The 22,483-nt window shown below is 66.1% G+C and carries 20 protein-coding genes and 1 pseudogene; 7 read left to right on the top strand and 14 right to left on the bottom strand.

Going from position 1 to position 22,483, the window contains the following annotated elements:
- Window position 1 precedes the first annotated feature (1 nt).
- From HMPREF2581_RS22480 to HMPREF2581_RS22470, 3 genes are read left to right on the top strand one after another with little or no spacing between them, the layout of a single operon-like run.
- Window positions 2-1,792, top strand: a complete 1,791-nt coding sequence (locus tag HMPREF2581_RS22480) for an acyl-CoA dehydrogenase C-terminal domain-containing protein (RefSeq protein ID WP_003141910.1) — start codon at window positions 2-4, stop codon at window positions 1,790-1,792.
- Window positions 1,793-1,818: 26 nt separating this feature from the next.
- Window positions 1,819-2,982 carry an iron-containing alcohol dehydrogenase gene (locus tag HMPREF2581_RS22475; RefSeq protein WP_003141908.1) on the top strand — a complete coding sequence of 388 codons (1,164 nt, stop codon included), beginning with the start codon at window positions 1,819-1,821 and terminating at the stop codon, window positions 2,980-2,982.
- A gap of 22 nt (window positions 2,983-3,004) precedes the next feature.
- Window positions 3,005-3,448, top strand: a complete 444-nt coding sequence (locus HMPREF2581_RS22470; RefSeq protein ID WP_003141906.1) for an acyl-CoA thioesterase — start codon at window positions 3,005-3,007, stop codon at window positions 3,446-3,448.
- On the opposite strand, the gene HMPREF2581_RS22465 is transcribed toward HMPREF2581_RS22470, so the two are convergent.
- Window positions 3,430-3,987 carry a chorismate mutase gene (locus HMPREF2581_RS22465; protein ID WP_003118024.1) on the bottom strand — a complete coding sequence of 186 codons (558 nt, stop codon included), beginning with the start codon at window positions 3,985-3,987 and terminating at the stop codon, window positions 3,430-3,432. The genes HMPREF2581_RS22470 and HMPREF2581_RS22465 overlap by 19 nt on opposite strands.
- Window positions 3,988-4,210: 223 nt before the next feature.
- On the opposite strand from HMPREF2581_RS22465, the gene HMPREF2581_RS22460 reads away from it, so the two are divergent.
- Window positions 4,211-4,426 (top strand): carbon storage regulator, encoded by a 216-nt coding sequence (locus tag HMPREF2581_RS22460; protein WP_003096222.1) that lies wholly within the window; start codon window positions 4,211-4,213, stop codon window positions 4,424-4,426.
- Window positions 4,427-4,494: 68 nt separating this feature from the next.
- Here HMPREF2581_RS22460 and HMPREF2581_RS22455 read toward each other — a convergent pair whose 3' ends face one another.
- From HMPREF2581_RS22455 to HMPREF2581_RS22435, 5 genes are all read right to left on the bottom strand, one after another.
- Window positions 4,495-4,902 carry a glycine zipper domain-containing protein gene (locus tag HMPREF2581_RS22455; RefSeq protein WP_003096219.1) on the bottom strand — a complete coding sequence of 136 codons (408 nt, stop codon included), beginning with the start codon at window positions 4,900-4,902 and terminating at the stop codon, window positions 4,495-4,497.
- A 97-nt stretch (window positions 4,903-4,999) separates the two neighbouring features.
- Window positions 5,000-5,515, bottom strand: a complete 516-nt coding sequence (locus HMPREF2581_RS22450) for a hypothetical protein (protein WP_003096217.1) — start codon at window positions 5,513-5,515, stop codon at window positions 5,000-5,002.
- 309 nt (window positions 5,516-5,824) lie between these two features.
- A complete protein-coding gene (locus tag HMPREF2581_RS22445; protein ID WP_003141902.1) occupies window positions 5,825-8,146 on the bottom strand; it encodes an FdhF/YdeP family oxidoreductase in 2,322 nt (773 codons plus the stop codon).
- A 7-nt stretch (window positions 8,147-8,153) separates the two neighbouring features.
- Window positions 8,154-8,993 carry a formate dehydrogenase accessory sulfurtransferase FdhD gene (gene fdhD, locus HMPREF2581_RS22440; RefSeq protein WP_003135991.1) on the bottom strand — a complete coding sequence of 280 codons (840 nt, stop codon included), beginning with the start codon at window positions 8,991-8,993 and terminating at the stop codon, window positions 8,154-8,156.
- Window positions 8,994-9,051: 58 nt separating this feature from the next.
- On the bottom strand, window positions 9,052-9,972 hold the full coding sequence (locus HMPREF2581_RS22435; RefSeq protein WP_003096212.1) for a LysR family transcriptional regulator: 921 nt from the start codon (window positions 9,970-9,972) through the stop codon (window positions 9,052-9,054).
- 173 nt (window positions 9,973-10,145) lie between these two features.
- On the opposite strand from HMPREF2581_RS22435, the gene lysM reads away from it, so the two are divergent.
- Window positions 10,146-10,583, top strand: coding sequence for a peptidoglycan-binding protein LysM (lysM, locus tag HMPREF2581_RS22430; protein ID WP_003096210.1), 438 nt, complete (start codon window positions 10,146-10,148; stop codon window positions 10,581-10,583).
- A gap of 51 nt (window positions 10,584-10,634) precedes the next feature.
- On the opposite strand, the gene yrfG is transcribed toward lysM, so the two are convergent.
- A complete protein-coding gene (gene yrfG / locus HMPREF2581_RS22425) occupies window positions 10,635-11,300 on the bottom strand; it encodes a GMP/IMP nucleotidase (protein ID WP_003135990.1) in 666 nt (221 codons plus the stop codon).
- A 125-nt stretch (window positions 11,301-11,425) separates the two neighbouring features.
- Between yrfG and nudE the strand changes: the two genes are divergently transcribed.
- On the top strand, window positions 11,426-11,992 hold the full coding sequence (gene nudE / locus HMPREF2581_RS22420) for an ADP compounds hydrolase NudE (protein ID WP_003096206.1): 567 nt from the start codon (window positions 11,426-11,428) through the stop codon (window positions 11,990-11,992).
- Window positions 11,989-12,810 (top strand): 3'(2'),5'-bisphosphate nucleotidase CysQ, encoded by an 822-nt coding sequence (gene cysQ, locus HMPREF2581_RS22415; protein ID WP_003100038.1) that lies wholly within the window; start codon window positions 11,989-11,991, stop codon window positions 12,808-12,810. The genes nudE and cysQ overlap by 4 nt, the downstream gene beginning before the upstream one ends.
- Window positions 12,811-12,859: 49 nt before the next feature.
- Here cysQ and fabY read toward each other — a convergent pair whose 3' ends face one another.
- The 7 genes and pseudogenes from fabY to dctQ all read right to left on the bottom strand — a co-directional run.
- A complete protein-coding gene (gene fabY, locus HMPREF2581_RS22410) occupies window positions 12,860-14,764 on the bottom strand; it encodes a beta-ketoacyl-ACP synthase FabY (RefSeq protein ID WP_003141898.1) in 1,905 nt (634 codons plus the stop codon).
- 449 nt (window positions 14,765-15,213) lie between these two features.
- Window positions 15,214-16,146, bottom strand: a complete 933-nt coding sequence (arcC, locus tag HMPREF2581_RS22405) for a carbamate kinase (RefSeq protein WP_003096199.1) — start codon at window positions 16,144-16,146, stop codon at window positions 15,214-15,216.
- Between the two features lie 60 nt (window positions 16,147-16,206).
- Window positions 16,207-17,217, bottom strand: a complete 1,011-nt coding sequence (locus HMPREF2581_RS22400; RefSeq protein ID WP_003096197.1) for an ornithine carbamoyltransferase — start codon at window positions 17,215-17,217, stop codon at window positions 16,207-16,209.
- A gap of 79 nt (window positions 17,218-17,296) precedes the next feature.
- On the bottom strand, window positions 17,297-18,553 hold the full coding sequence (gene arcA / locus HMPREF2581_RS22395) for an arginine deiminase (RefSeq protein WP_003141895.1): 1,257 nt from the start codon (window positions 18,551-18,553) through the stop codon (window positions 17,297-17,299).
- 21 nt (window positions 18,554-18,574) lie between these two features.
- The gene (arcD, locus tag HMPREF2581_RS22390; protein ID WP_003141893.1) at window positions 18,575-20,023 is read right to left on the bottom strand and encodes an arginine-ornithine antiporter; all 1,449 of its coding nucleotides are present in this window, start codon (window positions 20,021-20,023) and stop codon (window positions 18,575-18,577) included.
- 797 nt (window positions 20,024-20,820) lie between these two features.
- Window positions 20,821-22,104, bottom strand: a complete 1,284-nt coding sequence (gene dctM / locus HMPREF2581_RS22385; RefSeq protein WP_070867383.1) for a C4-dicarboxylate TRAP transporter large permease protein DctM — start codon at window positions 22,102-22,104, stop codon at window positions 20,821-20,823.
- Window positions 22,101-22,483 (bottom strand): annotated as a pseudogene (gene dctQ / locus HMPREF2581_RS22380) (C4-dicarboxylate TRAP transporter small permease protein DctQ); the annotation flags it as partial. The gene dctM and the pseudogene dctQ, both read right to left, overlap by 4 nt.

Raw genomic sequence — 22,483 nt, 5'->3', positions numbered from 1 at the left:
GATGGATTACCAGGCCCCCTTGCGCGACATGCGCTTCGTTCTCCATGAACTGTTCGATGTCGGCGCGCATTGCGAACTGCTGGGCAACGGCATCGATCGCGAACTGATCGACGGCGTGCTCGAGGAAGGCGCGCGCTACACCGGCCAGGTGGTGGCGCCGCTCAATCGCAACAGCGACGAGGAAGGCGCGAAGCTGAAGGACGGCGTGGTGACCACCCCCACCGGCTTTCGCGAAGCCTACCGGCAGTACAGCGAGAACGGCTGGGCGAGCATGACCGGACCCACCGAGTACGGCGGCCAGGGCTTCCCGCAGATGGTCTCCGCGTGTTTCCACGAGATGTTGATGGCCGCCAGCCTGTCCTTCCGCGTCTATTCGGGGCTGACCGAGGGCGCCGTGCTGGCCCTGTACAAGCATGGCGACGAGGCGTTGCGGCGCGACTACCTGGCCAAGCTGGTGAGCGGCGAATGGGCCGGCACCATGTGCCTGACCGAACCCCAGGCCGGCACCGACCTCGCCCTCCTGCGCACCCGCGCCGAGGCGCAGGCCGACGGCAGCTACGCGATCAGCGGCAGCAAGATCTTCATCAGCGGTGGCGAGCAGGACCTCACCGAGAACATCGTCCACCTGGTGCTGGCGCGCCTGGCGGACGCGCCGGCCGGGGTGAAGGGCATCAGTCTGTTCCTGGTGCCGAAGTTCGTCGCCAATCCCGATGGCTCCCTGGGCGAGCGCAACAGCCTGGGGTGCGGCGCCATCGAGCACAAGATGGGGATCAAGGGCGCTTCCACCTGCGTGATGAACTTCGACGGCGCCAGGGGCTGGCTGCTGGGCCAGGCGAACCAGGGCCTGGCCTGCATGTTCACGATGATGAACGATGCGCGCTTCCAGGTCGGCCTGCAGGGCCTGGGTATCGCCGAACGGGCCTTCCAGGGCGCCCTCGGCTACGCCCGCGAGCGCCTGCAGTCGCGCGCCCTGGTCGGCCCGCAGGCACCGGACAAGGCCGCCGACCCGATCATCGTGCACCCCGACGTACGGCGCATGCTGCTGACCCAGAAGACCCTGGTCGAAGGCTGCCGCATGCTGGCGGCCTGCTGTGCACGCCAGCTCGACCTGGAACACGGCCATCCGGATGCCGACGGCCGGCGCGCGGCGACGCGCCGTGCAGCGCTGCTGATCCCCATCGTCAAGGCCTTCCTTACCGATGTCGGCCAGGAAGTCGCCAGCCTCGGCGTACAGGTCTATGGCGGTCACGGCTTCATCCGCGAATGGGGCATGGAGCAATTGATGCGCGACAGTCGCATCACCCAGATCTACGAAGGCACCAATGGCATCCAGGCGCTCGATCTGGTCCGCCGCAAGCTGCTCGGCGACCAGGGCGGCGAACTGCTGGCGCTGCAAGGCGAACTGGCGGCGGCCAGCGAGGCGCTGCAAGGGCGTGCTGCGCTGGCGCCGCTGGTCGAGCCGGTGCTGCAACGCCTGGAAGAGTGGCGGCAGCTCACCGGCCAGGTACTCGAGGCCTGCGCCCGCGATCCCCAGGAGATCGGCGCCACTTCCGTGGACTTCCTCCAGTACAGCGCCTACGTATTGCTCGCGGCCCTCTGGTTGCAAGCCGCTGCACGAGCCCAGGAAGCGCTGGACGGCGGCTCCGGCGAGGGCGATTTCTATCGGGCCAAGCTGCGCAGCGCCGATTTCTACCTGCGGCGCATCCTGCCGCGGGCTAGCATGCACCGCGAAGCCTTGCTCGGTGGCGCCGACTGCCTGATGGCCCTGCCCGAGGAGCATTTCTCGTTCTGACGGGCGTCTCGCCCAAGGAGACCGATATGCAAGCTTTCAGTTTCGCCACTACCGCGCAGTTCCTCTGCGAGGCCGGCTCCGCCATCCGCCTGGCGGAACTCTGCCGCGAGCGAAGGGCGCGCCGCGTGTTGATCGTGACCGACCCGGGGATCACCCGGCTCGGCTTGCTGGATGCGATCCTGCCCGGCTTCCCGCGCCTGGGCCTGGCCGTCGAGGTGTACGACCAGGTGCTCGCCGATCCGCCTGAATCGGTGGTCGAGGCCGCGCTCGGGCGGGCGCGGGGCATGGCTGCCGAGCTGGTGGTCGGTTTCGGCGGTGGCAGTTCCATGGACGTGGCCAAACTGGTCGCGCTGCTCGCCCATCCAGAGGCAGGGCAGGGGCTCGGCGAGGTCTTCGGGGTCGGCAACGCACGCGGGCCGCGCCTGCCGCTGATCCAGGTGCCGACCACCGCCGGGACCGGCTCCGAGGTGACGCCGATCGCCATCGTCACCACTGGCGAGACCACCAAGATGGGTGTGGTCTCGCCCTACCTGCTGCCCGATCTGGCGCTGCTCGATGCCGACCTGACCCTCGGGCTGCCGCCGGCGGTCACCGCGGCGACCGGTATCGACGCGATGGTGCATGCGATCGAGAGCTATACCAGCAAGCTGAAGAAGAACCCGCTGTCCGACCTGCTGGCGCGGGAGGCGTTGCGCCTGCTGGCGGCCAACCTGGAACGCGCGGTAGGCGACGGCGGCGACCGCGAGGCGCGCCAGGCCATGCTGCTGGGCGCCTGCCTGGCCGGGCAGGCCTTCGCCAATGCGCCGGTGGCGGCGGTGCATGCCCTGGCCTATCCGCTGGGAGGGCATTTCCACATTCCCCACGGCCTGAGCAATGCGCTGGTGCTACCGGAGGTGATTCGTTTCAACGCTCCCGCTGCCGCTGGACTCTATGCCGAGCTGGCGCCGCTGCTGCTGGGCGACCGCTTGCGTCCGGGCGATCGCGACGCGCTTACCGCGCAGCTGATCGACGAACTGGCCCAGCTCAGTCCGCGCAACGGCCTGCCGAGCCGCTTGCGCGACGCCGGGGTGGACGAGGCGATGCTGCCGCGCCTGGCCGCCGACGCGATGCTCCAGCAGCGTCTGCTGGTCAACAACCCGCGCGAGGTCGGCGAGGCGGACGCCCTGGCGATCTATCGCGCGGCATACTGAATCCCTTCTACGAGGACCGGGCATGGCGACCGCCCCGCGACCGCTGCGCGAGCAGTACCTTCATTTCCAGCCGATCACCACGCGCTGGCACGACAACGACATCTACGGACACGTGAACAACGTGACCTACTATGCGTTCTTCGACACGGCGGTGAATACCTACCTGATCGAGCGCGGCGGCCTGGATATCCAGGGCGGCGAAGTGATCGGCCTGGTGGTCAGTTCCAGTTGCGACTATTTCGCGCCGGTGGCCTTCCCCCAGCGGATCGAGATGGGCCTGCGGGTGGCGCGCCTGGGCAACAGCTCGGTGCAGTACGAACTGGCCTTGTTCCTCGAAGGGGAGCGGGAGGCCTGCGCGGCCGGGCGTTTCGTGCATGTCTTCGTGGAGCGCCGAAGCAGCCGCCCGGTGGCCATTCCGCAGGGACTACGCGATGCTCTGGCCGCGCTTCAGAGCGCGGCCCAGTGACAGAGATCGCCCGCCGCCCGTGACAGGGCGATGGCGTGCAGCTCGTCCAGGCGATCGTCGCGTACCTGCCGTTGCAGCGCCTGGTTGAGCCTCGGCCGGCAGTCGTCGACGCGCAGTTCGGCGAGCGCCGGGGCGTAGCCGCGCAGCAGCTCCAGGTTGAGCTGATTGAGGCGGCTGCGGATGCGCTCCAGGTCGACCGCCTGGCCAGCGTCCGGTAGCGGCCGGCTGAGCAGGCGGTACTGGACCAGCTTGTTCGCCTCGATCTGCGCGGCGAACAGCAGGCGCACCTGCTCGGCGCCGACCCCGTGGCTCCCGGCTTGTCCGGCGAGCATCTGCAACTGTTGTTCTTCCCGCGGGCTGTCCTGTACCGCCTTGCCCGACTGGGCCTTGCTCTGGGCTACCTGATCGGCTAGTTGCAAACGCTGGCTGCTCAGGCTCAACAGTTGCTGGAGAGCCGGCGACAGCGGCTGGGCCTGGAGCAGCGGGCCTTGCAGGAGCAGGAGGGCAAGCAGGCCCCAACTGGCGAACGACGGGCGCATCTGGAAATCTCGATTGAATTGATGCCGGGCACGCTAGCAAAGCGAGCCCGGTGCGACAATCCATGACATGGCGTGAGGCGATGAGGAAGCGCTGGATGGGACATTTCTGATTGAACGTTTGCAGTCTCGACGCTGGAGCAATGTTCTGTGACCATCCCTCCACACCATTTCATTCACCAAAGGGGCCGGTTTGCCCCTGCTATGACTGGCAAGGACGCGGAACATGGGTTTCCTGATACTCTCCCGCCGAGAAGGCGAAGGCATCACCCTGTCCCTCAAGGCCGACTACCCGGCGGAGGAACTGATTCGGCAATTGCGCGAAGGCGGCATCCGGATCCTGGTCACCGATATCATCGGCAACCAGGCCCGGGTCGGGATCGAGGCGCCGCGTGGCGTCCTGATCGTTCGCGACGAGTTGAAGACGGCACCGAAAGGCTGACGAACGGTAGAAAGTAAAAGCCCCGCGGTCGCGGGGCTTTTACACATCGGCTTCGGCAAGCATGCCGATCAACGATGCTTGTGCTTGCGGTGTTTCTTGCCGCGGTGACCGCTGTCGTTGTCCTTGCCCAGGTTGTTACCGACCGCGCCACCCGCTGCGCCGCCGAGGCCTGCACCTATGGTCGCGCCGGTGCTGCCGCCCAGCTTGTTGCCGATCACCGAACCGCCGGCCGCGCCTAGCCCGCCACCCAGGGCTGCTTCGGTCTTGCGCCCGTCCTTGGCGGTCATCGCGCCGCCGGCCGCGCCACCTAGGCCGGCACCTATGGCCGCACCGGTGCTACCGCCGATGGCGTTGCCCACGACGTTGCCCAGGGCGCCGCCCACGCCGCCGCCCACGGCGGTCTTGGTGGAGTCGCCGGCGAACGCGGCTTGTGCGCCCAGCAGGCCGAACGCGATTACCAGGAGAGATTTACGCATCGTGCGTGCCTCATCGTTGAATCAGGAGGGAAATACGGTCGTTCGCACAAAGGCCGGACCATCAGGCCCGGCCTTTGCGTCGTGGGGAGCGGAGGAATCAGTCGTCGTAGTAGCGACGATGATGCTTATGGCGCTTCCACTTCTTGTACCGGCCATAGTGATGGCCGTTGTCATGCCGGTAATAGCCATCGCGATAGCCGGCGCGGCGGTAGTAGCGACGGTCGCGGTAGTCGTCATCGTCGTCGTAGCGGCGGTTGCCGTCGCCATAATGGTTGCCCAGCGCGCCGCCGCCGGCGCCGCCGAGGGCCGCGCCGATCAGGCCACCGGTGCTGCCACCGATCTGCCGGCCGATGACGTTGCCGCCTGCGGCACCGAGGCCGCCGCCGATCGCCGCTTCGGTCTTGTTACCGCGTCCGGCGCCGACTGCACCGCCCGCAGCGCCACCGATGCCGCTACCGATCGCGGCGCCAGTGCTGCCGCCGACCGCATCGCCGACGACCGAACCCAACACCCCGCCCAAGGCGCCGCCGATGGCCGCGCGGGTGTTGTCGCCTGCGAAGGCGGTACCACCGACCAGACTCAGGGACAACAGGAGTATCGAGGAATACTTCATAGAGAGTTTCTCTCTGTGGGGATGACGGCTGCGATGCTGGGGTTGGCCCAAACCGCTGACAAGCGTCAGCCGACGATTGGTAGAACAAACTCGAAATATTCCAAGTGCTTGTTTTTTATGGGGAACTTTCTTCGGCGGAGGCGGTCTTAAACCGAATGCGAAACGCGATTTCAGGGTCGAAATCGGTATTTTTGCTGGCGGGATGCTGGCCATTCTAACGCCGACGAGCGGCCTGCCTTCAAGGCCTTTCATCGACTTTTTCCTTAAGACGCCGCCTCCTGTTGCAGGAGGCGGCGTTTTTCGTGGGCTTCAGATAATGCGCCCGTCGCCCGTGGCCTTTTCCAGGCGTACCGCGATGAACTTCGAAGTCGGCGTATGGCTGCCGACGCCGACGCTCTCCAGCGGCACCAGGGGATTGGTTTCCGGGTAGTAGGCGGCTGCCTGGCCGGCCGGGATGTCGAAGGCGAGCAGGGTGAAGCGGCGTACCCGGCGTTCGATGCCATCGCTCCACAGCGAGACCAGGTCGACCTTGTCGCCCGGCTGGTAGCCCAGGCGGCGGATATCCGCCTCGTTGGCGAATACCACTTCGCGCTGGCCCTTCACTCCGCGATAGCGATCGTCCAGGCCGTAGATGGTGGTGTTGTACTGGTCATGGGAGCGCAGGGTCTGCAGGATCAGGTCGGGTTCGAGGCCGCTGTCGCGCACCTGTGCCGGCAACAGGTCGCGGGGCAGCGGGTTGGCGATGAAGTTGGCCTTGCCGCTGGCGGTGTTCCAGCGTCGTTCGCCGGCGGCGTTGCCGAGGTAGAAGCCGCCGGGATGCCGGACGCGGCGGTTGAAGTCGGCGAAACCGGGGATGGTGTCGGCGATCAGCTCGCGGATGCGCTCGTAGTTGGCGATCAGCGCGTCCCAGTCCACCGGATGGTTGCCCAGGGTTGCCTTGGCGATGCCGGCGATGATCGCCGGTTCCGAACGCATCTGCTGCGAGAGCGGCTCCAGTTGTCCGTAGGATGCGTGGATCATGCTGAACGAGTCTTCCACCGTGACCGCCTGCGGGCCTTCGGCCTGGCGGTCGATGTCGGTGCGCCCCAGGCAGGGCAGGATCAGTGCGTCGCGGCCGGTGGTCAGGTGGCTGCGGTTGAGCTTGGTGCTGATGTGCACGGTCAGGTCGCATGACGCCAGGGCGGCGTGGGTGCGCGGACTGTCCGGGGTGGCCTGGGCGAAATTGCCGCCCAGGCCGATGAAGACCTTCGACTTGCCCGCGAGCATCGCGGCGATCGCCTCGACGGCGTTGTGCCCGTTGTGGCGTGGCACTTCGAAGCCGAAGCGCCGTTCCAGTGCGTCGAGCAGCGCCGCCGGCGGCCGCTCGTTGATGCCCATGGTGCGGTCGCCCTGCACGTTGCTGTGGCCGCGGACCGGGCAGAGACCGGCGCCCGGGCGGCCCAGGTTGCCGCGCAGGAGTTGCAGGTTGACGATTTCCTGGATGATCGCCACCGAATGATGGTGCTGGGTGATGCCCATCGCCCAGCAGACGATGACCCTGTTCGCCCGCCGGTACATCCGCGCAGCCTGCTCGATTTCCGCCAGGCTCAGCCCGGACTGGCGCTCCAGGTGTTCCCAGGGGGTGGCATCCAGTTCGGCCAGGTAGGCCTCGAGGCCGTCGGTGTGCTCGGCGATGAAGGCGTGGTCGAATACCGGCTCGCCGCCCTCGGCCTGAGCGTCGCGCTCCCAGGCGAGGAGGAACTTGGCGATCCCGCGGATCGCCGCCATGTCGCCGCCCAGTGCCGGACGGAAGAACGCGGTGTTCAGCGGCGAGGAGCCGTTGGTCAGCATTTCCAGCGCATTCTGCGGATGCTGGAAGCGCTCCAGGCCGCGCTCCTTGAGAGGGTTGAAGCAGACCACCTGGGCGCCGCGCTTCACTGCTTCGCGCAGCGGCTCGAGCATGCGCGGGTGGTTGGTGCCGGGGTTCTGCCCAAGGATGAAGATCGCGTCGGCGTGTTCGAAGTCGTCGAAGGTCACGCTGCCCTTGCCGACCCCGACGCTGCGGCCCAGTGCCACGCCGCTGGCCTCGTGGCACATGTTCGAGCAGTCGGGGAAGTTGTTGGTGCCGAACGCGCGGACGAACAACTGGTAGAGGTAGGCCGCCTCGTTGCTGGCCCGCCCGGAGGTATAGAACTCCGCCTGGTCGGGGCTATCCAGGCGGCGCAGGTGCTCGGCGACCAGGGCGAAGGCGGCGTCCCAGGTGATCGGCTGGTAGTGGTCGCTGAGCGGGTCGTAGCGCATCGGTCCGGTGAGGCGGCCCTGGTATTCCAGCCAGTAGTCGCTCTGTTCGCGCAGGGCGCTGACGCTGTAACGGGCGAAGAACGCCGTGTCGACGCGGCGCTTGGTGGCTTCCCAGTTGACTGCCTTGGCGCCGTTCTCGCAGAACTTCACCCGGCCGTCTTCCGGCGAGTCGCCCCAGGCGCAGCCGGGGCAGTCGAAACCGCCGTTCTGGTTGGTCTTGAGCAGGGCGCGGAGGTTCTTGAACGGCTGTTTGCTGTCCAGCCAGAAGTGCGCCACGCTGCGCAGCGCGCCCCAGCCGGCGGCGGCACCGGCGTAGGGCTTGTAGCGGGGTTGGAGAGGTTGCAGGCTCATGACGGACTCACTCGGTTGCGGCCGGCGCCGGGCTGTAGACCCGCGGGGCACTGTGATGGGGCTGGTGGATCAGGTTCAGCTGGTGGCGGCGCGCCCATTGCACGGTCAGGGCGGTTGGCGCGGAGAGGCTGACCAGGGTGCCGATCCCGGCGCGTACGGCCTTGTGGATAAGCTCCAGGCTGCAGCGGCTGGTGACCACGGCGAAGCCCTGCGCAGCATCCAGTCCCTGTCCATGCAGGGCGCCGATCAGCTTGTCGAGGGCGTTGTGGCGGCCGATGTCCTCGCGACACAGGCGCAGCTCGCCATGCCCGTCGAAATACAGCGCGGCATGCAGGGCGCCGCTATGGCGCGCCAGTCGCTGGGCCTGCTCGATACGCTGGCGCAGGGCGCCGAGATGGGCGGCGGGAGGCAGCGCCTGCGACGACCGCTCCGGCAGTTGCGGCAGCGCCTGCTCCAGGGCTTCGACGCCGCACAGGCCGCAGCCTGACGTGCCGGCCAGTTGCCGGCGCTGGCGCTTGAGGTTCCAGAATGCGCGGCTGCTGATCTCGACCTCGGCGTGGAGGGATTCGCCCTGGCCGCTGACGCGGATTTCATAGATTTCGTCGATGGCCTGTACGAAGCCACTGCTGAGGCTGAAGCCGCGGACGAAATCCTCGATGTCCTCGGGCGAGGCCATCATCACCGCCTGGTTCAGTCCGTTGTAACTGATCGCCAGGGCGCACTCGGCGGCAAGGGAGGCCTGGCCGATCTGCTGCGGCAGGTGCAGGTCGGCGTAGCGGTAAACGTCGGGAACGGCGGAAGGCGCCCAGGTATCGGCGGATACCGGGCATGCAGGCTGGCAAGGCATGGGCTGGGCCCTATCGTTCTAGGTGTGGAGCCAGCCTAGGCCTGTCGCGGAGCGGCGTCTAATCGGTTGTGCCGATACCCTGATCGACAGGGTCTATCAAGCCGGCGGGCGCCAGCCAGGTCCGGGCCTCCTCGAAGCAGGCTTCGGCCAGCGCCGAGCGCGGCTGTCCGCTGCGAATGATCAGGCCGAGCGCTGCCAGGGTATGGGCGTCCTCGATGGGGACCAGGCGCAACTCGTCGTCGACTTCGCTGCCCAACGGCATGATCGCGCAGCACAAGCCACGCTGCACCGCCTGCAGCAGTTGCTGCACCGAGTCGGTTTCCAGGCGCGCGATGGGGCTCAGCCCGCGGCTGCGGAAGTTGTGGTCGATGGATTGGCGGAAGTGCATGCCCGCCGAGAGCAGGCCCAGCGGCAGGCCAGCCAGCGCATCCCAGTTCAGCAGCGCGGCGTCGAGCGGGAAATGGCTGGGATGATGGAGCAGGCCCATGCGGGTCTCCGCCAGTTCGATGCCCTCGAAATGGCTGCGGTCCAGACGGTCCAGATAAGAGACGCCGAGATCGAACTGGTTGCGCGCCAGGCCTTCGAGTACCTGTTCCGAACTCAGGGAATAGAGCTGGAAACGCAACTCCGGGTGGCGCCCGGCCATGTGCTGGACCAGGCGCATCGGGTCGAAGCTGGCCAGCGGCACCACGCCCAGGCGCAGGGTCCCGACCAGTTGGCCGCGGCAGGCGGCGGCTTCCGCGTACAGCCCTTCCTGGGCCGCCAGCAGGCTGCGTGCCCAGGCCAGTACGCGCTCGCCGGCCTCGGTGAAGCCTTCGAAGCGTTGGCTGCGTCGCACCAGTTCCAGGCCGAGTTCTTCTTCCAGGCTGCGCAGGCGCATGGACAGGGTCGGCTGGGTGACGTGGCAGCGTGCGGCGGCCTGGCCGAAGTGGCGGGTTTCGTCGAGGGCGCAGAGGAATTTCAGTTGCTTGATGTCCATCGGCGCTTCCGTGGCGGGGGTGTCGCCGAATCTTAACGCGAATGGGCGCAGTGTTATGGGGTGGCGAAGGAGGCTAGGGATATTTCGCCGGTTTTTGCAGTCTAGACTTGGCTAGTCGCGGATCGGGATTGCGCCGGCCGCTTGCAACCGTAACCGTAAAGGGAGAACCAAAGATGGGTATTTTCGCGTTCGTGAAGGAAGCCGGTGAAAAGCTGTGGGATACGCTGACGGGGCATGAGGCACAGGCGGCCGAGTCGCTGAAGGAGCACGTCGCCAAGGTCGGCCTGGGCAACCCGAACATCCAGGTTTCGGTGGAAGGCGACAAGGTCATCGCCTCGGGCGAGGTGGCCAGCCAGGAGGAGAAAGAGAAGATCCTGCTGGCGCTGGGCAACGTCGCCGGCGTCTCCTCGGTGGAAGACAAGATCACCGTGGCCCAGGCCGCTCCGGAGGCGCGCTTCGTCACCGTGAAGAAAGGCGACACCCTGAGCGCCATCGCCAAGGCCGAATACGGCAATGCCAACGCCTACATGAAGATCTTCGAGGCCAACAAGCCGATGCTCAGCCATCCGGACAAGATCTACCCCGGCCAGGTCCTGCGCATTCCCGAGTGATCCCGGCGTTTCGCCAACCCCGCCCGCGTGGCGGGGTTTTCGTTTCCGCGGCTACGGCAGTCCTTCGAGCAGCCGCCGGTAGTCCTCCTGGGCAGCGAACTCCTCGGTGTCCCGGACCTGGCCACGGCTGTCCGGGTGGCGTACCGCCAACAGGTGGGCGACACCATAGGCGCGGGCGCTGCGCAGGATCGGCAGGCTGTCGTCGATGAACAGGCTGCGCTGCGGGTCGAAGCCGAAATCGGCTTGCAGGGCGCTCCAGAAGCGCGCGTCCTCCTTCGGGTAGCCGTAGTCGTGGGAGCTGATCAGTCGGTCGAAATAGGGCGCCAGTTCGATCCGTTCCAGCTTCAGCGACAGCGAGTCGCGGTGCGCGTTGGTGATCAGCGCCACGCGCTTGCCGGCCTGGCGCAGGGCGGCGAGGAAGGTATCGGCGTGCGGACGCAGCGAGATCAGGTGCGCCACCTCATGCTTGAGTTCGCGGATCGACAGGTCCAATTCCCGGCTCCAGAAATCCAGGCAGTACCAGTTGAGCTGGCCAGCGTGTTCGCGGAACAGCGGCTCGAGCACGGCATCGGCTTCGGCGCGACTCAGGCCGTTGCGTTCGGCATAGCGCTGGGGCAGGTGTTCCAGCCAGAAGTGGTTGTCGAAGTGCAGGTCGAGCAGGGTGCCGTCCATGTCGAGCAGCACGGTGTCGATGGCGGACCAGGGCAGGGTGGGCATGGCGGCTCTTGTCGCGGTTCGTCGCGATCGATGCGGAAATCTGTCGCTTCCCATCAATCTCCGACAGGGATAATCGGAAAAGCCGGGGTATGATAACCCGCCGGCTTCGCCAAGGAGTTATCCACATGCGTCAGAAACCCACCGTACTCGCCAGCGAGATCGTCGCGAAGAGCCGACTGTTCGCTGTCGAGGAGTTGCAACTGCGCTTCAGCAATGGCGTCGAGCGCACCTACGAGCGTCTGGTCGGCAAGGGCCAGGGCTACGGTGCGGTGATGGTGGTGGCCATGCTCGATGCCGAGCACGCGGTGCTGGTGGAGGAATATTGCGCCGGGGTCGACGAATACCAGTTGTCGCTGCCCAAGGGCCTGGTCGAGCCGGGCGAGGACATCCTCGCGGCGGCCAACCGCGAACTCAAGGAAGAAGCGGGCTACGGGGCCCGGCAACTGGAGCACATCACCGAACTGTCGCTGTCGCCGGGCTACATGAGCCAGCGCATCCAGGTGGTGCTGGCGCGCGATCTCTACGAGGAGCGCCTGCCGGGCGACGAGCCGGAGCCGATGGGCGTCGATCGCATCAGCCTGCGCGAACTCTCGAGCCTGGCCCAGCACGCCCAGTTCAGCGAAGGCCGCGCCTTGGCCGCGCTGTACCTGGTGCGCGACCTGCTCACCCAGCGCGGCGAGTACCAGGCATGAGGCCGGTGCCTTGGGGCGAATTGGTGGCGCTGGTGCGGCGCGCCGGCGAGGCGATCCTGCCGCACTGGCGCGCCGACGTGGCGGTGCGCTCGAAGGCCGACGAATCGCCGGTGACTGCCGCCGACCTGGCCGCGCACCATATATTGGAGGCGGGATTGCGGGCGCTGGCGCCGGACATTCCGGTGCTTTCCGAAGAGGATTGCGAGATACCGCTGAGCGAGCGCGGCCACTGGCGGCGCTGGTGGCTGGTGGACCCGCTGGACGGCACCAAGGAGTTCATCTCCGGTAGCGAGGAGTTCACCGTCAACGTGGCCCTGGTCGAGGATGGCCGGGTGCTGTTCGGCCTGGTCGGCGTGCCGGTGAGCGGCCGCTGCTACTACGGTGGCGCCGGTCTCGGTGCCTGGCGCGAGGAGGCCGATGGCCGCGCGCAACCGATCAGTGTGCGCCTGGAGCCCGAGGAGGCCTTCACCGTGGTGGCCAGCAAGCGCCACGGCAGCCCGGCCCAGGAGCGCCTGCTGGATGGCTTGAGCGAGCGCTTCGGCGACCTGCGGCGAGCCAGTATCGGCAGTTCGCTGAAGTTCTGCCTGCTGGCCGAGGGCGCTGCCGACTGCTATCCGCGCCTGACGCCAACCTCGCAATGGGACACGGCCGCCGCCCAGGGTGTGCTGGAGGGCGCCGGCGGCGAGGTGCTCGACCTGCATGGCGCGCCATTCACCTACGAGCCGCGCGAGGACTACCTCAACGGCTCCTTCCTGGCCCTGCCGCGCGCTGCCGAGTGGCGCAGCGAACTGATCCAACTGGCGCGCGCGCTGCACTGAAACGAAAAGGCCCGGTCTTCTAGCCGGGCCTTTGCCGTTGTGGCGGCGCTCAGTCGAGCATGTCGCTGAAACGCGCGTCCTTCTTGTATACCAGCGGCTGGCTGAAGCCGGGCACCGTCACCTGTTCGGCGCTGACCTCGATGGCGTGCTCGTCGATCAGGTCCTGGCCGAAGTTGTAGATGATCTCCAGGTCGCCCCGCAGCGCGCGCTGGTCGTAGGCGCGGGCGGCGGCGCGGGTCTGCTCGCGCTTCTCGACGTAGGCGGCGAAGGCCGCTTGGCCATGGCGCTTGCGCAGCATCTTCTCGGCGATTCGCGGCGACAGCACCACGCCGCTGGCGTTGTTGCCGCCGAAGCCCTTGGAGTTGATGAAGCATACCTCCAGCGGCTTGTCCTGGCGCATGTCGCGATTGGAGATGCTCAGGCGCTGCTGGTGGACGTCGTCGGCGACCTTGTCGATGGTCTTGATCCCAGGGAGGATGCCGTACTTGAACGTGCCTAGGGCGGAGATCAGCTGGTCGGCGCTGGCGGTGGCCAGGGAGTGGCCGACGTAGGCCTTCACCGCGGTGACCGGCCAGCCGTCGATGCCGAAGGCGCTGGCCACGCGGTCGAGGATTTCCGATTCGGTGACCCGGTTGGCCGGCGTGCTGGAGCCGTGGGCGTGGACGAAGCTGGCGTGGCGCACGGTGTCCAGGCCGACGATCTGCACCGCGCTGGCCACCGCCTTGGCTACCGTCAGGTAGTTGCCCGGGCCGGGGGCGGAGATGGACTTCTTGAAACCGTCGGCGTTGATGAACACGTCGGTTACCGCGCCGTGGATATCCGCGCCCAGGCGCAGGGCCAGTTCGTCGTCCATCAGCACTACGTACTGGCTGGACTCGGCCAGGGTGAAGCCGCAGTTCTCGCCGAACGGCCGGCTGGCGCGGCGGAAGTCCACGTCGTCGCGGCCTTCGATCAGGCGCAGGCCTTCTTCGGTGGCCAGTGCGCCCATGGCGCTGTAGCCCTCGATGCACTCCGGCAGGATCGGCGCCTCGCTGTTGCCGACGATGACCACCCGGGCCTGGCCGCTGGTGATGACGTCGATACCCTTCTGCAGGTTGTAGAGGAAGGTGGCGCAGGCGCCTGTGATGCTGCCGGTCATGCCGACGCTGCCGAGCACGTAGGCATTGATGAAATCGGTGGGCATGCTGTTGAAGCCCAGCGGCAGTTGCTTGGCCGAGACCCGGTGGCCCTTCAGGCGGGATTGCATCAGGCCGCCGAAACCGTTGTCGTCGAGCTGGCTCATGATGCTGCCGGAGAACACCGCGATCTCGTCGGGCTGGACGTTGTCGACGATGGTCTTCCAGTCGATGCCGGTGGAGCGGATCGCGTCGGTCGCGGCGACCACCGACATCTGCAGGCCGCGCGGGTGGAAGCGCGAGTTGTACAGCTCGCCCGGTTCGAAACCGGTGGGCAGCTGGCCAGCGGACTTCACCGTCAGCGCACGGTAGCTGTCGACCTTGAACTCGCAGCGCTCGTGGATGCTCACCAGTACCTCGCCATCCTCCGCGGGAGCGATCGACCAGTTGGCCGGCAGCGGCTCGGGCAGTTGCTTGGGCGAGGCCTTGAAGGTCAGCGCCTGGCCTTCGGCAGGGGACAGCTCGAGGACCTTGTGCCAGTGGACGGCATCCGGGTCGAGGTACCGCGGTTCGATGCGTCGCACCAGGGTAGAGGCGAAGATGCGTTCGGCGTAGCGCCGCTCGATGTCCTCCGGGGACAGCGGCGTGCCGTCTTCGGCCAGGTAGCGGCCGCCTTCGGCCTTGACCAGTTTCATCATGACCGCCAGGCCGGCTAGGGTTTCCTGGCGCGCCTGCGGGTCCATCGATTCGATGACCATGCGACGGAAGCCGTGGTGGAAGGAACTACGGCCTGCTGCGTTGTAGCCACCGAAACCAACAATGACCGGTAGTCGAGACATCACTCAGAAACTCCTTCGAATAGTCGTTCGCGTGCCGGGCTGCTGCCTGGTCCGGAGCGGGAAGCGCGTGGCGGCGATGGCGGCCTTTCCCGTCGGCGAGGCGAGCTTCACGGACCTGGGCACGAGCCAGTGGCCGTTGAAATGATCAGGGTGACTATGCTGACGTGAATCATGACTATCGAGTCACGTATTTTCCTACTGAATACCGCGTTGCGTGGGCTTTCCACAAGTGCTGGCGGTCTGCCGTGGGGGGGATTGACGCCCATGGCCGGGCTGTTGGCAGAGGTGGTGCGTGGGCGAGTGTTGCGGGACTTGCTTGAAAGTCCGCGCGCAGAGGCGCGGCGCTGGGGCGTTTGCGGAGGCGGCGGATGACGCGTGGCGCTATCCGCCCTTCGCCCGATGCCGGCGGAGGAGAATGAAGAAGGGCCGCGAAGCGGCCCTGGGGGGTATCAGCGGTACTCGATGCCCGCCTTGCGCGTGCTGACCCGTGTTCCCGCCTTGCCCTCGGTGATCGCGACGATGTCCGCGAGCGAACCGATCACCGCGTCCTTGCCGGTGGCGCGGGCGAACTCGATGGCGGCCTGGACCTTCGGTCCCATGGAGCCGGCGGCGAAGCCGAGGCGCTCCAGTTCGTCCGGGTGGGCCTGGGCGATGGCCTTCTGGGTCGGCTTGCCCCAGTCGACGTAGGCCGCGTCGACGTCGGTGGCGATGATCAGGATGTCGGCCACCAGCTCCTGGGCCAGCAGCGAGGAGCAGAGGTCCTTGTCGATCACCGCCTCGACGCCGCTGAGCTTCTTCCCGGCCTCGTCGTACATGGTCGGGATACCGCCGCCGCCAGCGCAGATGACGATGGTGCCTTTCTCCAGCAGCCACTTCACCGGGCGGATCTCGAAGATCCGCTTCGGCCGCGGGCTGGGCACCACGCGGCGGAACTTGTCGCCGTCCGGGGCGATGCTCCAGCCCTTCTCGGCGGCCAGGCGCTCGGCTTCTTCCCTGGAGTAGACCGGGCCGATCGGCTTGGTCGGGTTCTGGAACGCCGGATCTTTACCGTCCACCTCGACCTGGGTGAGGATGGTGGCGAACGGCACTTCGAACGGCAGCAGGTTGCCCATCTCCTGTTCGATCATGTAGCCGATCATGCCCTCGGTTTCCGCGCCGAGGACGTCCAGCGGGTAGGGCGAGACCTGGTCGTAGGCGGCCCCCTGGAGGGCCAGCAGGCCGACCTGGGGGCCGTTGCCGTGGGCGATCACCAGCTCGTTGCCGGGCGCCACCTTGGCGATCTGTTCGGCGGCGATCCGCACGTTTTCCCGCTGGTTGTCCGCGGTCATGGGTTCGCCACGGCGTAGCAGGGCATTACCGCCCAATGCGACGACGATACGCATATAGGTTACCTCCGGAAGGCGGCTGCGCCCGGCCGCGTGGGCCGGGGCGCAGGAGCGCGGTCAGATGTCGGCGAGGGTCGAGACGAGGATCGCCTTGATGGTGTGCATGCGGTTCTCGGCCTGCTCGAAGGCGATGTTGTAGGGCGACTCGAAGACGTCCTCGGTCACCTCGATGCCGTTGGCCAGGTTCGGATACTGCTCGGCGATCTGCTTGCCGACCTTGGTCTCGCTGTTGTGGAACGCCGGCAGGCAGTGCATGAACTTGGCCCGCGGGTTGCCGGTGGCCTTCATGATCTCCATGTTGACCTGGTAGGGCAGCAGTTCCTTGATCCGCTCGCCCCAGGCTTCCACCGGCTCGCCCATCGACACCCAGACGTCGGTGTGGACGAAGTCCACGCCCTTCACGGCTTCCTTCGGATCCTCGGTGAGGGTCAGCTTGGCGCCGCTTTCCTCGGCGAATTTCTTGCACTGGGCGACGAACTCGTCGTGCGGCCAGAGCGCCTTCGGTGCGGCGATGCGTACGTCCATGCCGAGCTTGGCGCCGATCAGCAGCAGGGAGTTGCCCATGTTGTTGCGCGCGTCGCCCAGGTAGGCGTAGCTGATGTCGTGCAGCGGCTTGTCGCTGTGCTCGCGCATGGTCAGCACGTCGGCGAGCATCTGGGTCGGGTGGTATTCGTCGGTCAGGCCGTTGAACACCGGAACGCCGGCGAACTTCGCGAGTTCCTCGACGATTTCCTGCTTGAAGCCGCGGTACTCGATGGCGTCGTACATCCGGCCGAGGACCCGCGCGGTGTCCTTCATGCTCTCCTTGTGGCCGATCTGCGAGGAGTTCGGGTCGATGTAGGTGACGTTGGCGCCCTGGTCGTAGGCGGCCACCTCGAAGGCGCAGCGGGTGCGGGTGGAGGTCTTCTCGAAGATCAGGGCGATGTTCTTGCGTTGCAGGTGCTGCTGCTCGGTGCCGGTGTACTTGGCGCGCTTGAGATCGCGGGACAGGTCGAGCAGGTAACGCAGCTCGCGGGTGCTGTGGTGCATCAGGCTGAGCAGGTTACGGTTGTGCATGTTGAAAGCCATGATTGATCTCCTTGTGGGAAGTCGGTGGGCGGCGCCCCTCCTGGGGACGCCGCCGTTCAGCTCGAGAGAGGGTTGTCTGTCAGTAGTCGATCGGGTCGCGGATGATCGGGCAGGTCATGCAGTGGCCGCCGCCGCGACCGCGACCCAGTTCGCTGGCGCTGATGGTGATGACCTCGACGCCGGCCTTGCGCAGCAGGGTGTTGGTGTAGGTGTTGCGGTCGTAGCCGACTACCACGCCCGGCTCCAGGCAGACCACGTTGTTACCGTCGTCCCATTGCTCGCGCTCGGCGGCGAAGCTGTTGCCGCCGGTCTCGACCACGCGCAGTTTCTTCAGGCCGAGGGATTCGGCGACCACTTCGAGGAAGGTTTTCTCCTCGCGACGGATGTTCATGCCGTAGGGGCTGCTCGGATCGGGGCGCAGGCTGAAGGGCACGATTTCCTTGACCACTTCCGGGAAGACCGTGACCAGGTCGCGGTCGCAGAAGCTGAACACGGTGTCCAGGTGCATCGCGGCGCGGGACTTCGGCAGGCCGGCGACGATCACCCGCTCGGCGGCGCCCTTGGCGAACAGCGACTGGGCGACCTGACCGATGGCCTGGCGCGAGGAGCGCTCGCCCATGCCGATCAGGACCACGCCGTTACCGATTGGCATCACGTCGCCGCCTTCCAGGGTCGAGGAGCCGTGGTCCTTGTCCGGGTCGCCGTACCAGATCTCGAATTCGGCGTTGGCGAACTCGGGGTGGAACTTGTAGATGGCGGTGGTCAGCAGGGTTTCCTGTCGTCGCGCCGGCCAGTACATCGGGTTCAGGGTCACGCCGCCGTAGATCCAGCAAGTGGTGTCGCGGGTGAACTGGGTGTTCGGCAACGGCGGCAGCAGGAAGCTGGAATGGCCCAGGTACTCGCGGTACATCTTGAGGATGTTGGCGCCTTCGCTGGCGGGCAGGTCGTCAGCGGCGACGCCGCCGATCAGGTACTCGGCCAGCTTGCGCGGCTCCAGGCTCTCCAGCCAGGAGCGCAGCTCGCTGGTCAGGCCCAGGCCGACGCTGTCGGCGGTGATCTTGCGATCGAGGATCCACTTCAGCGCTTCCGGGTTCTGGATGGTCTCGGTCAGCAGGTTGTGCATCTCGAGGACGTCGATGCCGCGCTCGCGCATCTTGGTGACGAAGTCGAAGTGGTCGCGCTTGGCCTGGTTCACCCAGATCACGTCGTCGAACAGCAACTCGTCGCAGTTGCTAGGGGTCAGGCGCTGGTGGGCGAGTCCGGGCGAGCAGACCATCACTTTGCGCAGTTTGCCGGCTTCGGAGTGGACGCCAAGTTTGGTTTTTTCCGTGCTCATTTCACGTCTCCAGTGGAGTAATCAGAGGGTGAGGAAACCGTCGTAGAGGCCGTAGGCAGCCACCAGGGCGCCAATGACGACTGCGGCGAAGATCAGTTTTTCGATTCCGGTGAAGATCGGCTGGCCGACCTCGTGCTTGGCCTTGGCGAAGAGGATCGCGCCGGGCGCATACAGCAGGGCGGACAGCAGCAGGTACTTCAGGCCACCGGCGTAGAGCAGCCAGACCGCGTAGACCACAGCGATGCCGGCGATGACCAGGTCCTTGCTGCGTTCGCGGGCATCGTTCTCGTAGGTCTCGCCCTTCAGGGTCAACAGCAGGCCATAGGCGGCGGACCAGAAGTACGGAATCAGGATCATCGAGGTGGCCAGGAGCAGCATCTTGGTGTACGGGTCCATGCCGTCCGGGTCGCCCGAGGTGAAGAACACCACCACCAGGAACACCTGTACGCAGATGTTGGTCAGCCACAGGGCGTTGGCCGGCACCTGGTTGGCGTTCTCGCGGCGCAGGAACTCCGGCATGGTGTGGTCCTTGGCCGCGGCGAACATGATCTCGGCGCACAGCAGCACCCAGGAGAGCAGCGCGCCCAGCAGCGAGATCAGCAGGCCGACGCTGATCAGCACGGCGCCCCAGTGGCCGACCACATGCTCGAGTACCAGCGCCATCGACGGGTTCTGCAGCTTGGCCAGTTCCGGCTGGGTCATCACGCCCATGGACAGCACGTTGACCAGCACCAGCAGGAGCAGGACGGTGATGAAGCCGATCACGGTGGCCTTGCCGACGTCGGAACGTTTTTCCGCGCGGGAGGAGAAGATGCTCGCGCCCTCGATGCCGATGAACACCCAGACGGTGACCAGCATCATGTTGCGCACCTGGTTCATCACGCTGCCCAGGTCCGGGTTGCTCTTGCCCCAGATGTCGGCGGTGAAGATGTCCAGCTTGAAGGCGAACAGGCAGATCAGGATGAACAGGAACAGCGGCACGATCTTGGCCACGGTGGTGACGGTGTTGATGAACGCCGCCTCCTTGATCCCGCGCAGCACCAGGAAATGCAGGGCCCAGAGCAGGACCGAGGCGCAGACGATCGCGGCGACGGTGTCGCCCTTGCCGAAGATCGGGAAGAAGTAGCCGAGGGTGCTGAACAACAGGACGAAGTAGCCGACGTTGCCCAGCCAGGCGCTGATCCAGTAGCCCCAGGCCGAGGAGAAACCCATGTAGTCGCCGAAGCCGGCCTTGGCGTAGGCGTACACGCCGCCGTCGAGTTCGGGCTTGCGGTTGGCGAGGGTCTGGAAGACGAAAGCGAGGGTGAGCATGCCGACGGCGGTGATCGCCCATCCGATCAGGACGGCGCCGACGTCGGCGCTGGCTGCCATGTTTTGCGGAAGGGAGAAGATGCCCCCTCCGATCATCGAGCCGACAACCAGAGCCGTTAGCGCTCCTAGTCGGAGTTTTTGGCTGGATTCTTGGGACATTTTCGGAATCTCCCTATAGGAATTGAGAGTGAAGCCATTAGGCGGCAGCGGCTATTGTTGAATGCTGATCCACGTCAATAGCTTCCTACTCAAAGTAATTAGATGACGCATTCCTGTAAGTCGCGAGTGCCAAAGATAGAAGAGGAATCTAAGACCTGCCCGGAATAGGGCGGTTTTTTCATGTGATAGGGGAAGTCTTGCCATCCGCTACGGGGAAAGCTTGAAATTGCTCGAAATCGGGCTATAAGCCGCGGATCAAGCCGGATCGTTGATGCCGATCAATGAATTTCGCGAGACGGTATTCTGACTTTTGGAGGGGGGCTCGCCAGCTTGTTGGCGGTCCGCCGAAAAACCGCCACGGTTTGCCAGAGAAGTGTTTCAGTATTTCGGTGTAGGTGCTTTTTTATTTATAAGTAAAAATAATTTTCCGCTCTCATCAAAGAACGAAAAAGCACAAGGACAGAAATGAAGAAGCCCGGCGTTCGCCGGGCTTCTTCATTTGGACTTCAGGGTATGAAGACCGCTGGGGGGACGGGATCGCCGCCCACCCGCCGCGCGTGCTGGCGCACGTCGGCACAGGGGAAGGGGCCGCCATCCGGTTCGTGGCCGAAGGGCGCGGTTCGCCGGGCGAACCGAAAGCCGGTGCCAGGGGCACTGCGAGCGATTGAGCAAGCGGCGTGCCAGCCATCGACAGGTGGCCCGGCCCGTCAACTGCGGGGCACGGGCCCACGGCATAAGCGGATTTTTGCCGAAGGCCCGAGCACAGGGCGGGGTTTTCCGCCGTCGTTACCGTTCCGTCAGCTCATCCCCAGCCAGTTCGGCAATGCCATGGATACCGCCGGGATGTAGGTCACGATGATCAGGAACACCAGCAGGATCATCAGCCACGGCAGCGCCGCGCGGATGGTCGCGCCCAGCGGCATGCCGGTGACCGCCGAGGTGACGAACAGGTTGAGGCCGACCGGCGGGGTGATCAGGCCGATCTCCATGTTCACCACCATGATGATGCCGAGGTGGATCGGATCGATACCCAGCTCCATGGCGATGGGGAAGAAGATCGGTGCCAGGATCAGGATGATCGCCGAGGGCTCCATGAAGTTGCCGGCGATCAGCAGCACGATGTTCACCACCAGCAGGAACATCCACGGCGACAGCCCGAGGTCGGTGACCCAGGCGGCGATACTCTGCGGAATCTGCTCGGTGGTCAGCACATGGGCGAAGAGCATGGCGTTGGCGATGATGAACATCAGCATGATGGTCAGCTTGCCGGACTCCAGCAGCACCTTCGGGCACTCTTTCAGGCGCATGTCCTTGTACACGAACAGCGCCACGAACGCCGAGTACACGGCCGCGACGGCGGCAGCCTCGGTTGGGGTGAAGGCGCCCGAATAGATGCCGCCGAGAATGATCACCATCAGCAGCAGGCCCCAGAGCGCCTTGCGCGCGCTGGCGATCCATTCGCGAAGGCTGACTCTCGGCATGGCCGGCAGCTTCTTGACCCGCGCGACGATGTAGATCACCACCATCAGGATCAGGCCCAGCAATAGTCCGGGGACCACGCCGGCCATGAACAGCTTGCCGACCGAGGTTTCGGTCGCCGCGGCATAGACCACCATGACGATCGACGGTGGGATGAGGATGCCCAGGGTGCCGGCGTTGCAGACGATCCCGGCGCCGAACGCCTGTGGGTAGCCCGAACGGACCATGCCGGCGATGGCGATCGAGCCGACCGCCGCCACCGTCGCCGGCGAGGAACCGGACAGCGCGGCGAAGAGCATGCAGGCGAGCACCGCGGCGATCGCAAGGCCGCCGCGAATATGCCCGACGCAGGCGTTGGCGAAGTCGATCAGGCGCCGCGCCACCCCGCCGGTGGTCATGAACGCGCCGGAGAGCAGGAAGAACGGGATCGCCAGCAGGGTGTAGGCCTCGGAGGTCTCGAACAGCTTGATCGCCAGCGAGCGTACCGAGTCCGGGCTGAACAGGAGGATCGTCAGCGCACCGGAGAGCCCCAGGGAGACGGCGATCGGCACGCCGATGAACATCAGCAGGAACAGCAGCAGGAAGAGGAACAGGATGGTCATGCTTTCGGCTCCTCGTGCTCGGTCAGCTTCAGCGCGTCGGCGGCCTCGTCGGCCAGGCCCAGGCCGGTCTGACGGTTGCGCAGGATGCGCACGAGGATCTCGGCGAAACGGATGAACACCAGGGCGAAACCGACCGGCACGATCAGGCCGATGTGCCATTGGCGGATGCCGAAGTGGTCGAGGTCCTCGGCGCCGATGCCGGCGATGAACAGGGTCTTCACCCAGTCGTAGCTGGCCACGCAGAGCAGGCCGGCGTAGCCGAGGCAGGCCAGGCAGGCGATCACGCCGAGGACCCGCTGTACCGGCCGCGAAGCCAGCTTCACCAGCACGTCCACGCCGAGGTGCCCGGCGGTGCGTACGCCGTAGGCGATGCCGAGGA

This window comes from Pseudomonas sp. HMSC057H01 (assembly GCF_001836405.1).
Classification (GTDB): domain Bacteria; phylum Pseudomonadota; class Gammaproteobacteria; order Pseudomonadales; family Pseudomonadaceae; genus Pseudomonas; species Pseudomonas aeruginosa.
The sequence above is the reverse complement of the archived record's forward strand: the minus strand, read 5'-3'. Positions and strand labels throughout refer to the sequence as shown.

Coding starts and splice junctions, on each gene's coding strand:
- HMPREF2581_RS22480 (WP_003141910.1), top strand. CDS start 2: ATGGATTACCAGGCCCCCTTGCGCGACATGCGCTTCGTTCTCCATGAA.
- HMPREF2581_RS22475 (WP_003141908.1), top strand. CDS start 1,819: ATGCAAGCTTTCAGTTTCGCCACTACCGCGCAGTTCCTCTGCGAGGCC.
- HMPREF2581_RS22470 (WP_003141906.1), top strand. CDS start 3,005: ATGGCGACCGCCCCGCGACCGCTGCGCGAGCAGTACCTTCATTTCCAG.
- HMPREF2581_RS22465 (WP_003118024.1), bottom strand. CDS start 3,987: ATGCGCCCGTCGTTCGCCAGTTGGGGCCTGCTTGCCCTCCTGCTCCTG.
- HMPREF2581_RS22460 (WP_003096222.1), top strand. CDS start 4,211: ATGGGTTTCCTGATACTCTCCCGCCGAGAAGGCGAAGGCATCACCCTG.
- HMPREF2581_RS22455 (WP_003096219.1), bottom strand. CDS start 4,902: ATGCGTAAATCTCTCCTGGTAATCGCGTTCGGCCTGCTGGGCGCACAA.
- HMPREF2581_RS22450 (WP_003096217.1), bottom strand. CDS start 5,515: ATGAAGTATTCCTCGATACTCCTGTTGTCCCTGAGTCTGGTCGGTGGT.
- HMPREF2581_RS22445 (WP_003141902.1), bottom strand. CDS start 8,146: ATGAGCCTGCAACCTCTCCAACCCCGCTACAAGCCCTACGCCGGTGCC.
- fdhD (WP_003135991.1), bottom strand. CDS start 8,993: ATGCCTTGCCAGCCTGCATGCCCGGTATCCGCCGATACCTGGGCGCCT.
- HMPREF2581_RS22435 (WP_003096212.1), bottom strand. CDS start 9,972: ATGGACATCAAGCAACTGAAATTCCTCTGCGCCCTCGACGAAACCCGC.
- lysM (WP_003096210.1), top strand. CDS start 10,146: ATGGGTATTTTCGCGTTCGTGAAGGAAGCCGGTGAAAAGCTGTGGGAT.
- yrfG (WP_003135990.1), bottom strand. CDS start 11,300: ATGCCCACCCTGCCCTGGTCCGCCATCGACACCGTGCTGCTCGACATG.
- nudE (WP_003096206.1), top strand. CDS start 11,426: ATGCGTCAGAAACCCACCGTACTCGCCAGCGAGATCGTCGCGAAGAGC.
- cysQ (WP_003100038.1), top strand. CDS start 11,989: ATGAGGCCGGTGCCTTGGGGCGAATTGGTGGCGCTGGTGCGGCGCGCC.
- fabY (WP_003141898.1), bottom strand. CDS start 14,764: ATGTCTCGACTACCGGTCATTGTTGGTTTCGGTGGCTACAACGCAGCA.
- arcC (WP_003096199.1), bottom strand. CDS start 16,146: ATGCGTATCGTCGTCGCATTGGGCGGTAATGCCCTGCTACGCCGTGGC.
- HMPREF2581_RS22400 (WP_003096197.1), bottom strand. CDS start 17,217: ATGGCTTTCAACATGCACAACCGTAACCTGCTCAGCCTGATGCACCAC.
- arcA (WP_003141895.1), bottom strand. CDS start 18,553: ATGAGCACGGAAAAAACCAAACTTGGCGTCCACTCCGAAGCCGGCAAA.
- arcD (WP_003141893.1), bottom strand. CDS start 20,023: ATGTCCCAAGAATCCAGCCAAAAACTCCGACTAGGAGCGCTAACGGCT.
- dctM (WP_070867383.1), bottom strand. CDS start 22,104: ATGACCATCCTGTTCCTCTTCCTGCTGCTGTTCCTGCTGATGTTCATC.